Genomic DNA, 11,821 nt, shown 5'->3' on the forward strand with positions numbered 1-11,821 from the left:
AATTCCCATTTTTATTTTAAATTTTGTAACATATTAAAAAAGAAGTTTAATATGTTACAAAATGGCCAGAAATTTAATACTTTATACTATGTTAGGTGCACTGTTAAATCTGTGTGCCTGTTCAGTTCAAACAAATCAACCTTCTAGAACTGCAAGAATCGAAAATGCGCGTGCTACACATGTTAATGGCATAATCAAAAATAAAAAGATATATGCTGCAACAAATAGTGTACATAAAAGTGGCGTTATTAAACCTTATATTCCTGATAATACAGTTCCTGTAAATACCCCTTTAGTTCAGACTGTAAGTATGGCAGACAGTTCAGATACATATCAGGTAAAAGCAGGTGATACTCTTTATTCTATTGCTTTTAGGTATGGAAAAGACTATAGACAGCTGGCAGCAGAAAATGATATTGATGCTCCATACAGTATATGCGTTGGTCAGACTATTTTCTTGAAAGGTCAAAAAGCAAAAAAGGCTACACCATATTCTGAAAAACAGCCTGTAGCTGTATCTTCATTACCTGAAAATAAAAAGCCTGTTGCTTTCAAGCAGGATAAATACTACATCGTAAAGAGTGGTGACACTGCTGTATCAGTATCTAAAAAACATGGTTTGAAACTTTCAGAACTAGTCTCTTTGAACAAGCTTAAGAAACCATACTCTCTGTATAAAGGACAGAAACTTAAGGTATCAGCTTCAGATCTGTTAGCTGATAACTCTAAAAAGTCAGCTCCAGTTAAGACTACAAAAGAAGTGCAAAGCGTTGTTCCTGTAGCAGGACGAGAGGAGATTGTAACTACAGATGCGATGACAACAGCATCAATAGTAAAGACAAACAAGGTTGAAATAGTAAAAGGCAGAAGCAAAAAAGTTAAATCAATTGACTGGATGTGGCCTTGCAAGGGTAGAGTAATTGCAAACTTCTCATCTACAAACAAAGGTATTGATATATCAGGAAGCAGAGGTCAGAGTGTAAATGCAGCTGCCTCAGGTCAGGTTGTATATTCTGGCAATGCGCTAAGAGGTTATGGAAACCTTGTGATTATCAACCATAACAATGAATTCCTGTCAGCATATGCTCATAACGATATGCTTTTGGTTAAAGAAGGCGATAAAGTTAAAAAAGGTCAGGTTATTGCAAAAATGGGTTCAACTGACTCAGAGTCTGTAAAACTCCATTTTGAAATAAGATATAAAGGAAACAGTGTAAATCCAAGAAACTATTTACCATAAAAAAACAAACAACCAGGCAACAAACATAAAGGCTAAAACAATGAATCAAAACAACGAACGTATCTCAGAGGATATTCAGGACGTAATAGTTCAAGAATCTAAAAGTAAAGAATACAGCGAAAAGCATAGAAACTCTGAGTCAACCGATTTGCTGACTAATTATTTCAGCTCAATAAGACGTTTTCCGTTATTGAATTCAGAGCAGGAGACAACAATAGGAAAGCGTGCTAAGGCTGGAGATAGAAGTGCTATTGATTTAATGATCACTTCAAATCTGCGACTCGTTGTTAAGATTGCCAAGAATTACAGAGCTAGAGGAGTTCCTCTTTTAGATCTTATAGAAGAAGGAAATCTCGGACTTATTCATGCTGTGCAGAAATTTGAACCTGAAAGAGGTTTCAGATTCTCCACATATGCAACCTGGTGGATAAGACAGAGTATAGAACAGGCAATTATGTGCCAGTCCCGCCTTGTTCGTCTTCCTGTACACATCATCAAAGATATTAATGTAGTGATCAAGGCAAGACGAGAGCTTCAGGAAAAGGATATTCTTCATACAGTGACTATTTCTGAGATTGCAGATGCAACCGGAAAAGATACAGAAACTGTAAGAAATCTCCTTTCTTTACTTGAAGGTACAACTACTCTTGATATGAGTATCAAGAGTCATGACGATGACAAGGAAGTAAGTCTTCTTGATATTGTTCCAGATACAAAGGTGGAAACTCCTTTTGAACATGTGGATAAAAGAGAGATCGTCGAGATTGTAAGACAATGGTTTGAAGGTCTTCCAGAAAAGCAGCAGATGGTTGTTCTTTACAGATTTGGTCTTAATGATGAGGAAGTTTTAACTCTTGAAGAGGTTGGTCAGAAGATAGGACTTACACGTGAAAGAGTAAGACAGATTCAAAGTGAAGTTCTTAAGAGTCTTAGAAAAACCTTTGAATCATATGGAATTGATAAGAGTGCTCTTGATAGAGAAAAGATAGGATAAAGCAAATAAGTTTAGAGCTTATCTTATTTACTCAAACCTTTAAAACCGCCAGAATTATTATAAATTCAGCGGTTTTATTGTATTGAATTGCTGATTCTCTTTTTATATCTAACTGCTATTTTGGATCTGATGTCACAACAATGACTTTTGCTTTCGTTTCATCAATTTATATTTCCTATAATCAGATTGTGAAACGGAGGATATTATGTTTGTAAAACCACTAGAATGGTCTGATGATTATAATACCGGTGTTCCGATTGTTGATAATGCTCATAAAGGTCTGTTTCAGGTTGTAAGACGAATTACCTCAATTCTTCTAGAAAACGATCCTGTAAAGAATAGATTTGTCTGTGAAGAAGCGGTAAAGTATCTTTTAGATTATGCAGTCAGACATTTTCGAGAAGAAGAAAATTTTATGCTAGAAATAGGATATAAAGGTTATCCTATGCATAAACACCTACATGATAATTTAAGAGAAGTAACGCTTCCTGCTCTTCAAAAGGATTTAGTTGAAAATGATTACAACATTGATTCAGTAGGAAGATTAATATCCATTATTGCAGGCTGGCTGACAGGTCATATTATGATTGAAGATATGGCTATTACTGGTAAATGCCAATCAAAATGAATGCTGAATTTATCTCTTTTCTACACAGAACATATGCCATTGATGCAGATCTTTATAATGCTCATTATGCTGGTGAGTCTTTAAAAAATCCTACCTGCTATGAGATGACATTAAAATCAGGTGTTCTTGTTATAGAGATTGTTGTAATTGTAGAAGAAGCTCTTCTTTTATACTTCATTGAAAAGATGCTAGGTTTAACACTAAAGAAGCTTAATAAAATAGCTATACAGTCTTTTATTCAGGTAGCACAGGAGTATTCATTACATCTATTAAGACTTATGGAACCACAAAAGGAATTTAATCTAATTTCCCATCGTCATCTGGAATTGGCAGAATTAAGATTGTCATTCAAAGAATCATTTCCTGCATTCAGTTTGCTCTGGAAAACAAATAAGGGGTTTATTGGATTCTGTGAGAGAAAAAAGAATTAATCTTTGATGACCACCAATGGTGGTCATGTTTTAGATTTCTTTTTTTAGATTATACAGATAGTTGAGAGCTTCAATAGGAGTCATCTCGTTTAAATTAAGCTCCTTTAATTTCTCAATAACTAAATTATCCTTATCTTGTTTCTTTGTATCAATTACAGGAGTTTCACTAGCAGTGGCCTTGATTTGTTCTTGGCATTTTTTCTTCATTGTTTTATTTTTATCTTCTGCGTCTGATTCATCAGGTTGCAGATACTGTCTTGCCAGGTTGACTATAACATTAGGTAAACCTGCAAGTTTAGCAACTTCAATAGCATATGAATAATTTAAAGCACCTTCATTAGCGTGGTATAAAAAGACAATATCTCCATTAAATTCAGTTGCTTTAAAACAGATATTTGAAACATTATCATAGTCATCTGACAATCTTGCAACATCAGGATAATGTGTTGCAAACAGAGTAAAACTTGCGATCTGCTGACACATATACTGAGCAATAGAAAGTGCAAGTGCACAGCCTTCTGTTGTGCTTGTACCGCGTCCTATTTCATCCATTAGTACAAGTGAATTTGAAGTAGCATTGTTTACAATTGATGCTGCTTCTTCCATTTCAACCATGAATGTTGAACGTCCAGAGCTTAAATCATCTGAAGCACCGATTCTTGTAAAAATTCTATCAATATTACCGATTACAGCTTCCTTTGCAGGAACAAAACAACCAATTCTGGCAAGGATTACAATAAGTGCTGTCTGTCGCATATAGGTTGATTTACCACCCATATTTGGACCAGTGATAACCATCATAGGTTTTTGAGTCAAATCTATTGAATTTGCTACAAATGGTTTATCTGTCAGCGTTTCAATTACAGCATGTCTACCATCAATTATTCTTAATTCATGTGTATTGGTAAGTGTTGGTCTTACATAGTTTCTTGCAACTGAAAGTCTTGCAAAACCATTGAGAACATCAAACATTGCAACATTTGTACAAAGAGGTACAAGAGTAGGAATATATTTTTGAAGTTCTGTAATAATTGTATTGAAGATCCTCTCTTCAAGAGCAAGAGCCTTCTCCTGTGCTGACAGGGTCTTTTCTTCAAGTTCTTTAAGTTCTGGTGTTATATATCTTTCGTTGTTTTTTAATGTCTGTCGTCTTATATAGTAATCAGGAACATTTACAGACTGGGTCTTGCTAACTTCAATATAGTAGCCATGAACAGAATTAAAGGATACTTTCAGTGTTGAAATACCTGTAGCTTCCTTTTCTCTTTGCTCGATTTTTTCAAGTATCTGACTTGAACCGTTCATGAGCTCTCTTAATTCATCAAGCTCTTTGTTATATCCTGTTTTGATTACATTTCCATCGCGTAGAAAGGTTGCAGGATTATCCATAATTGACTGCTCAAGAAGTTCAATTATCTGCTCGTGTTCATCAATTTTATTTGCAAACTCGCAAAGAACAGTATTATTAGATGAAAGAAGAGCTTTTTTGAGTTCTCTTATCTGATTTAAGCCGTCTTTTAATACGACAAAATCTTTTGGTCTTGAAGATGAAAGTCCTATTCTTGCAACAACACGCTGAATATCACCGATTGCATCTAGCAGGTATGCATAGGATTCAGGATCGCTGTTTATAAGCTGTTCTACGATATCAAGACGATGGTTTACCTTTGAGTTATCTCTTAAAGGAGTAACAATAAGCTCTCTTACAAGACGCTGACCCATTACAGTTGAGGCCTGGTTTATAACGCTTAGAAGTGATCCTTTAATGTTTCCTTGCAGATTAGATAAAAGTTCAAGATTTTTCTGAGATGTTCTGTCGAGAATAACATAGGAAGAACTGTCATCCTTGCTTATAGATGTAATGTGCTTAATAGATACATTCTGTGTATCCTTTACATATGATAAAAGTGCCCCTGCTGCACATATTCCATCTTCTAGATCGTCAATATCAAAACCAAAAAGGGAATTTGTTTCAAACTGCTTACATAGAAGCTTATAGTTTGTTTCTAGTTCAAAATTCCAGGAAGGAATAGATTTTTTGGATTTAATAAAATTAAAATCATCTAAATTTGTAAAACCTTCCTCAAATACCAGTTCAATTGGATTTATTTTTTCAAGATACAATCTGACATCAGACAGCTTTGAACACACTGTTGTTTTAAAAACACCAGAGCCAAGACATAGGTAGGAAACGCCATAATAGGTTTTGCCTTTATAAATGCAGGCAATGATGTTGTCTTTTGTATCAGGTGCAATACCATCATCTGTTGCTGTACCAGGAGTTATTATTTTGGAAATCTTTCTAATCATGGTTTTTCCAGGAATGCCTTCCTGTTCACAGATAACCACGCTTTCTCCAAAACGTATAAGTCTTGCTATATAGTTTTCAACTGAATGAAAAGGAACTCCTGCCATAGGAATAGGCTCACCGTTTGTATTTCCTCTTCTTGTCAAGGTAAGATCAAGTAGTTTTGCTACCTTCTTTGCATCATCAAAAAACAGCTCGTAAAAATCACCTAATCTGTATAAAACAAGAGTATCAGGAAATTTTTCCTTTATCTCAAGATACTGTCTCATCATAGGTGTAACGCTGTTTTTATCTGGTATCATTTGAAAATCCAACAAATTGGTATATTTATTTTTAGGCAATGCACAAACTTAGGCATTTGTTTTTTTTAACAATCTTCAGTGTATTATAATGGATTTAATTTAAATGCAGAAAAATAAGTTAATATATTTAAACAGATAAATATATATAAAAAATATCTTGACATGAGTGCAATATATAATTATTATTCATGTCACAGAGACGTTATTTGGAGAAAAAACTATGGCAGCAAAGACAGAAGCTGGTTCATCAAAATTAGTTGCTAACATCACAAAAGACCCAAAAAAGCAGAAAGCTCTTGAAGCTGCTATGGAGCAGATTGAACGCCAGTTTGGTAAAGGCGCAATCATGCGTTTTGGTCAGAATGAACTGACAGACATCGAATCAATTCCTACTGGTTCTTTATCACTTGATATTGCATTAGGAATCGGTGGTCTTCCTATGGGAAGAATTATTGAGATTTACGGCCCTGAATCATCAGGTAAAACTACATTAACCTTAGAGCTTATTGCTCAGGCTCAGAAGAAAAACAAAGTATGCGCATTCATCGATGCTGAGCATGCACTTGATCCAATCTATGCAAGAAAGCTTGGTGTTAAGATTGAAGACGTATTCATTTCACAGCCAGATAATGGTGAGCAGGCTCTTGAGATTTGCGAAACATTAGTAAGATCTGGAGGCGTTGATGTAGTAATCATCGACTCTGTAGCAGCTTTAGTTCCAAAGGCTGAAATTGAAGGTGATATGGGCGACAATCATGTAGGTCTTCAGGCAAGACTGATGTCTCAGGCTTTAAGAAAACTTACTGGTATTGTAAAACAGGCTAACTGTATGGTTGTCTTCATCAACCAGCTGCGTATGAAAATTGGCGTCATGTTCGGTAACCCTGAAACCACAACTGGTGGTAACGCACTTAAATACTATGCTTCAGTTCGTCTAGATATTAGAAAAGGTAACTCTTTGAAGGATAAAGAAGATGTTATCGGTAATGAAACCAAGGTAAAGGTTGTAAAGAACAAGGTTGCCCCTCCATTCAAGAGTGCTAATTTCCAGATCCTGTTCAATTACGGTATTGCTAAGAACGGTGAGCTTATTGATCTTGGTGTTAATGCGAAGATTGTTCAGAAGACTGGTGCTTGGTTTGCTTACAATGGTCAGAAGATAGGTCAAGGTAAGGTAAATGCAATGAAGTTCTTAGATGAGAATCCTGCAGTTGCCGATGAGATCGAACAGAAGATCAGAGAGTACTATAAAGAGAATAACGATTACGATGAAACTGCAAATATTGGTTCAGACGATGATGCAGATATTTTCGATGCATTAGATGCAAACATCAATGAGGAAGATTTAATTACACCAATCCCTGACGATCTGTAATTATGTTTGTAAGAAAAAAAGAAAAAAGCTCGGATGTTTCAAAAGCTAAAAATAGCGCGATTGCATTTCTCGCAAGACGTGAATATTCAAAGCAGGAGCTATATCAGAAGCTTTTTTTAAGATATACAAAAGAGGCCTCTTTAGAGGCCTTATCCTATTGTATATCTAACAATTACCAATCTGACTTTAGATATTCACAGATGCTGTGTCGTCATACTGTTAACCAGTTCTATGGACCTTTAAGACTGTTACGAGATGCCAAAATAAAAGGAATAAGCAGTTCACTAATTCAGTCATTCATAGATGAAACAGACTGGGATGAAATAGCAAAAGAATTTCTTTTGAAAAAATATACAAAAGAAGAGCTTTCTGCATATGAACAAAGCCAGAAGGTCCTTGCCTCACTTGCAAGAAGAGGATTTTCAAATTCTAGCTGTATAAGAGCCCTTGAACTTGCAAAAGAATCATTTGATGTATCATAAATGTCAGAAACAATCTGATATCTATCATGTTGATTTACTTTGTTATCTTAAAAAAAGCCTATCAAGAATAATCAAAAAACATGCTCTAAAGCTCAAAACAATGTATAATCTGACCAAATTTGTTAAACAATAGGATCCAAAACAAATGTACATGACAACTGATCAGATACGTGAAGCTTATCTGAAATTCTTTGAAAAAAACGGTCATACAATTGTCCGTTCTAGTTCTTTAGTTCCATACAACGATCCTACTTTGCTGTTCACAAACGCAGGTATGAATCAGTTTAAGGACATATACCTAGGTAAAGAAAAGCGTGATTATGTTCGTGCGACTACAGCTCAGAAGTGTGTAAGAGCGGGTGGTAAGCAGAACGATCTTGATAATGTTGGCTATACAGCACGTCATCATACTTTCTTTGAAATGCTCGGAAACTTCAGTTTCGGTGATTACTTCAAGAAAGAGGCAATCGTATATGCTTGGACTCTTTTAACAGAAGTATACAAGCTGCCTAAAGAATCCTTAATGGTTACAGTTTATGATAAGGATGATGAAGCTTATAACATCTGGAAGGATGTTGTAGGTGTGCCAGAGCATAAGATTGTACGTATTGGCGATAACAAGGGCGGTCTGTATGAATCTGACAACTTTTGGCAGATGGGTGACACCGGTCCTTGCGGTCCTTGTTCAGAAATTTTTTACGATCATGGTGAAGATGTTCAGGGTGGCCCTCCAGGCTCTCCTGATGAGGATGGCGACAGATTTATTGAGATCTGGAACATCGTGTTCATGCAGTTTAACCGTCAGGCAGATGGCACATTCTTACCTCTTGCAAAGCCAATGATTGATAACGGCTTAGGCCTTGAACGTATTGCTGCAGTTTTACAGGGCGTTCACAATAACTACGATATTGATCTGTTTGTTGAGCTTGAAAAAGAAGCAGCATCTGTTCTTGGTGTAACAGATCTTAAGTCAAAGTCACTGCGCGTAATTTCAGACCACATCCGTTCATGCTCATTCTTAATTGCTGACGGCGTACTGCCTTCAAATGAAGGTCGTGGCTATGTTCTGCGCCGTATTATCAGAAGAGCAGTTCGTCATGGCCGTCTGTTAGGTGCAAAAGACGTATTCTTCTATAAGCTTGTTAACAAGTTAGGTCAGTTAATGGGTAAAGCTTATCCAGAGCTTGTTGAAAGACGTGATCTGATTGAGCGCACCTTGAAGAAAGAAGAAGAGCAGTTCTTAAATACCCTTGATAGAGGTCTGAACCTTCTTGAGAGCGAGCTGTTAAAGTTAGGTGACAGCAAGGTAATTCCAGGTGATGTAGTATTCAAACTATATGATACCTACGGCTTCCCGGCAGATTTAACCGGCGACGTTGTACGTGACCGTGGTTATACAGTTGATATGGAAGGCTTTGACAAGTGCATGGCAGAACAGAGAGCCCGTGCTAAGTCAGCTTCAACCTTCGGTATTGACTACAACAAGGAATTAAAGATTACTGAAAATACTGTGTTTACAGGTTACGATACCTTAAATGACAGTGCAAAGATCACTCACATTTTCAAGGATGGTGAAGAAACAGACGAAATCTCAACTGATGAGAAGGCTGTTATTGTTCTTGATAAGACTCCTTTCTATGGTGAAATGGGTGGTCAGATTGGTGATAAGGGTATTATCACTATTGGTGATGATGCACGTTTCATCGTTGAAGATACCAAGCATGTTGCTAAGGCTACAATTCATGTAGGTCGTGTTGATATCGGTATTTTCAAGAAAAACGATACAGTAAACGCATCTGTTGATAAAGAAAACAGAGCTGATATTGCAAGACATCACAGTGCAACTCATCTTTTAGATGCAGCACTCCGTTTTGTAATCGGTGACAGTGTAGCTCAGAAGGGTTCTTTCGTTGCCAATGACAGACTTCGTTTTGACTACTCAACATCAAAGCCATTAACTGCAGATGAGAAGAAGCAGATTGCTGATCTTGTAAATGCAAAGATTCAGGCAAATCTTAAAGTTGAAACTCAGATTATGGATCTTGATGATGCTAAGAAGTCAGGTGCTATTGCGCTGTTCGATGAAAAGTATGATGAAAAGGTTCGTGTTGTTTCAATGGGAGATTTCTCAAAGGAACTTTGCGGTGGTACCCATACTTTTGCAACAGGTGATTTAGGTGCATTTGTTCTTCTATCAGATGAATCTATCGCTTCAGGTATCCGTCGTATCGAAGCTTTAGTTGGTAAATCAGCTATCGAATACTTAGATGGCTTATATGATGATGTTGCAAAGAGCAAGGCATTATTCAAGCTTGGCAATAACGCTAGTGTAAGCGAGAAGGTAAGTGCTGTTCTTGAGCATACTAAAGCTTTAGAGAAAGAAAATGAGTCATTAAAAGAGAAGATTGTTGCTCTTGAGTGTGCTTCTTTAATAAATCAGGCTCATGACGTAAAGGGTGTAACTGTGATCAGCGCAAAGATTGATAACTACACAGCAAAAGAGCTGAGAGTTGCAATCGATAACATCAAGTCACGTATGTCCTCATATGTTGCTGTTTTAGGTTCTGCAAGTGAAGGCCGAGTAAGTCTTATTGCTGCAGTTTCTAAAGATCTGACAGATAAGGTAAAGGCTGGTGCTTTAGTTGGCGAAGTTGCAAAATACGTTGGCGGTAAAGGTGGTGGCAGACCTGATATGGCTCAGGCTGGCGGAACCGACGTTGCTGGTCTGGATAAGGCTATTTCAGCTGTAGACTCATTAGTATCTGATTTAGTTTAATTCTATGCTGGTAATATCACAGAAAGTCGGGGACATCATTAAGCTTGGCAGTGATATTACTGTTAAGGTAATAGATATTAAAGGTGGAAAGGTGCGTCTTGGTATTGAAGCTCCAAAAAGCGTTAATATCGAGCGTGTCCAGAACAAACAAGATCCTGATAACAAGGATCAGTCAGAGAAATAATCATAATATCCTGCACGTTACATTGCAGGATATTCTATTTTTGCAGCGCGCTTTTTTATCATTTCCTGTTTTACTTTTTCTATTTGATTTTTATCTATATCATAGCTTTCATCATTTGTGTCAGCTATCAGATCAAGATCTTTGATTATCTTTTTTGCATAATTTGGTTTCATAAGTCTTATTCCAGATCCTGAGCTGAATACACCATATTTTATGTTCTGTTTTACAAAATAATTGTGGCCTTTTTTGGTTTTGACAAGGATGTGGTTATTGCCAAATTCTGAGCGTGTAGAAACTACATGATAACCAGGATCAACTAACGTTGCAGTGAAGCTTCCGCTTACGATATCACCGACACTCTTACCATCAATCCACACTCTTTTTTTTACCCAGCTGCCGTACAAGTGATTAGGTCTATAGATATAAATCTGACTTTTTGATTTATCTTTTACAGTGAAGGTTTTTGCTATTTTCTCTTCATCGGCACCGGCGTAGTCCCCCATACATGCAGTACAAAAAAGAGAGCTTGCAATGACAAAAACAAGAGACAATAATTTTGTGTTTTTTATGAACATATTTAAAAAAATCAGGTTTAATTAAAAACGATAGAATGAGATTATCAAAAAAATTAAAGATAATCTGTAATATATCGTTGATATTTGAATTAAAGTAAAAATAAAAACGATTATTATAAAAAACAGGTAAAATGGTTAAACAATTTGAAAAATAGAATTTTCTGCAAAAGAATAGATTCTGTTTTTAAGTCTAAAAATCAGTTTAATGCAGGCAAGTCATAAAAGAGCTTATTACATAAAGGTTCTAATGTTAAATATTTAAAAAAATGCTTGACAAGTCACAATAAAAAAACGATACTATGTCACACAAATTTTCAGCGGATAGATGACCGAGAGGCTGAAGGTACTCCCCTGCTAAGGGAGCATACGACTTTAAGGGTTGTATCGAGGGTTCGAATCCCTCTCTATCCGCCACTTACGAAGTGAAATTTGTACATACAGATTAACTTGCACCCGTAGCTCAGCTGGATAGAGTAATCGGCTACGAACCGATCGGTCAGGAGTTCGAATCTCTTCGGGTGCGCCA

At 36.4% G+C, this 11,821-nt stretch carries 10 protein-coding genes and 2 tRNA genes; 10 read left to right on the forward strand and 2 right to left on the reverse strand.

What is annotated here, in order from left to right:
* The first annotated feature begins 61 nt into the window (after positions 1–61).
* The 4 genes from J5V48_RS06430 (at position 62) to J5V48_RS06445 (ending at position 3,293) form a co-directional block, all read left to right on the forward strand.
* Positions 62–1,240 carry a peptidoglycan DD-metalloendopeptidase family protein gene (locus J5V48_RS06430; RefSeq protein WP_219937746.1) on the forward strand — a complete coding sequence of 393 codons (1,179 nt, stop codon included), beginning with the start codon at positions 62–64 and terminating at the stop codon, positions 1,238–1,240.
* Between the two features lie 40 nt (positions 1,241–1,280).
* On the forward strand, positions 1,281–2,234 hold the full coding sequence (locus J5V48_RS06435; RefSeq protein ID WP_219937747.1) for a sigma-70 family RNA polymerase sigma factor: 954 nt from the start codon (positions 1,281–1,283) through the stop codon (positions 2,232–2,234).
* Between the two features lie 205 nt (positions 2,235–2,439).
* Entirely contained in the window at positions 2,440–2,862 is a 423-nt protein-coding gene (locus J5V48_RS06440) for a bacteriohemerythrin (RefSeq protein ID WP_219937748.1), read from the forward strand.
* Positions 2,847–3,293 carry a hypothetical protein gene (locus tag J5V48_RS06445; protein WP_219937749.1) on the forward strand — a complete coding sequence of 149 codons (447 nt, stop codon included), beginning with the start codon at positions 2,847–2,849 and terminating at the stop codon, positions 3,291–3,293. The genes J5V48_RS06440 and J5V48_RS06445 overlap by 16 nt, the downstream gene beginning before the upstream one ends.
* A 30-nt stretch (positions 3,294–3,323) precedes the next feature.
* Here the strand turns inward: J5V48_RS06445 and mutS are convergent, their stop codons facing one another.
* The gene (gene mutS, locus J5V48_RS06450; RefSeq protein ID WP_219937750.1) at positions 3,324–5,903 is read right to left on the reverse strand and encodes a DNA mismatch repair protein MutS; all 2,580 of its coding nucleotides are present in this window, start codon (positions 5,901–5,903) and stop codon (positions 3,324–3,326) included.
* Between the two features lie 220 nt (positions 5,904–6,123).
* Here mutS and recA point away from each other — a divergent pair, with 220 nt between their 5' ends.
* The 4 genes from recA to J5V48_RS06470 all read left to right on the forward strand — a co-directional run bounded on the left by recA (position 6,124) and on the right by J5V48_RS06470 (position 10,720).
* Positions 6,124–7,278: a recombinase RecA gene (gene recA / locus J5V48_RS06455; RefSeq protein WP_219937751.1), complete on the forward strand. Its 1,155-nt coding sequence runs from the start codon at positions 6,124–6,126 to the stop codon at positions 7,276–7,278.
* Between the two features lie 2 nt (positions 7,279–7,280).
* The gene (locus J5V48_RS06460) at positions 7,281–7,760 is read left to right on the forward strand and encodes a regulatory protein RecX (protein WP_219937752.1); all 480 of its coding nucleotides are present in this window, start codon (positions 7,281–7,283) and stop codon (positions 7,758–7,760) included.
* A gap of 145 nt (positions 7,761–7,905) precedes the next feature.
* Entirely contained in the window at positions 7,906–10,536 is a 2,631-nt protein-coding gene (gene alaS / locus J5V48_RS06465; RefSeq protein WP_219937753.1) for an alanine--tRNA ligase, read from the forward strand.
* Positions 10,537–10,540: 4 nt separating this feature from the next.
* Complete coding sequence (locus J5V48_RS06470; RefSeq protein WP_219937754.1) at positions 10,541–10,720, forward strand: carbon storage regulator; 180 nt, start codon at positions 10,541–10,543, stop codon at positions 10,718–10,720.
* Positions 10,721–10,737: 17 nt separating this feature from the next.
* Here J5V48_RS06470 and J5V48_RS06475 read toward each other — a convergent pair whose 3' ends face one another.
* Positions 10,738–11,223: a DUF2846 domain-containing protein gene (locus J5V48_RS06475; RefSeq protein ID WP_219937755.1), complete on the reverse strand. Its 486-nt coding sequence runs from the start codon at positions 11,221–11,223 to the stop codon at positions 10,738–10,740.
* Positions 11,224–11,614: 391 nt separating this feature from the next.
* Between J5V48_RS06475 and J5V48_RS06480 the strand changes: the two genes are divergently transcribed.
* A tRNA-Ser gene (locus tag J5V48_RS06480) sits at positions 11,615–11,709 on the forward strand.
* 35 nt (positions 11,710–11,744) lie between these two features.
* Positions 11,745–11,821 (forward strand) — tRNA-Arg (locus J5V48_RS06485).

Origin of the sequence: Succinivibrio faecicola (genome assembly GCF_019448115.1) — a bacterium.
Taxonomy (GTDB): Bacteria; Pseudomonadota; Gammaproteobacteria; order Enterobacterales; family Succinivibrionaceae; genus Succinivibrio; species Succinivibrio faecicola.

Bases quoted from the DNA above. Each gene is read 5' to 3' on its own strand.
- J5V48_RS06430 (WP_219937746.1), top strand. From the start codon at position 62: ATGGCCAGAAATTTAATACTTTATACTATGTTAGGTGCACTGTTAAAT.
- J5V48_RS06435 (WP_219937747.1), top strand. From the start codon at position 1,281: ATGAATCAAAACAACGAACGTATCTCAGAGGATATTCAGGACGTAATA.
- J5V48_RS06440 (WP_219937748.1), top strand. From the start codon at position 2,440: ATGTTTGTAAAACCACTAGAATGGTCTGATGATTATAATACCGGTGTT.
- J5V48_RS06445 (WP_219937749.1), top strand. From the start codon at position 2,847: ATGCCAATCAAAATGAATGCTGAATTTATCTCTTTTCTACACAGAACA.
- mutS (WP_219937750.1), bottom strand. From the start codon at position 5,903: ATGATACCAGATAAAAACAGCGTTACACCTATGATGAGACAGTATCTT.
- recA (WP_219937751.1), top strand. From the start codon at position 6,124: ATGGCAGCAAAGACAGAAGCTGGTTCATCAAAATTAGTTGCTAACATC.
- J5V48_RS06460 (WP_219937752.1), top strand. From the start codon at position 7,281: ATGTTTGTAAGAAAAAAAGAAAAAAGCTCGGATGTTTCAAAAGCTAAA.
- alaS (WP_219937753.1), top strand. From the start codon at position 7,906: ATGTACATGACAACTGATCAGATACGTGAAGCTTATCTGAAATTCTTT.
- J5V48_RS06470 (WP_219937754.1), top strand. From the start codon at position 10,541: ATGCTGGTAATATCACAGAAAGTCGGGGACATCATTAAGCTTGGCAGT.
- J5V48_RS06475 (WP_219937755.1), bottom strand. From the start codon at position 11,223: ATGGGGGACTACGCCGGTGCCGATGAAGAGAAAATAGCAAAAACCTTC.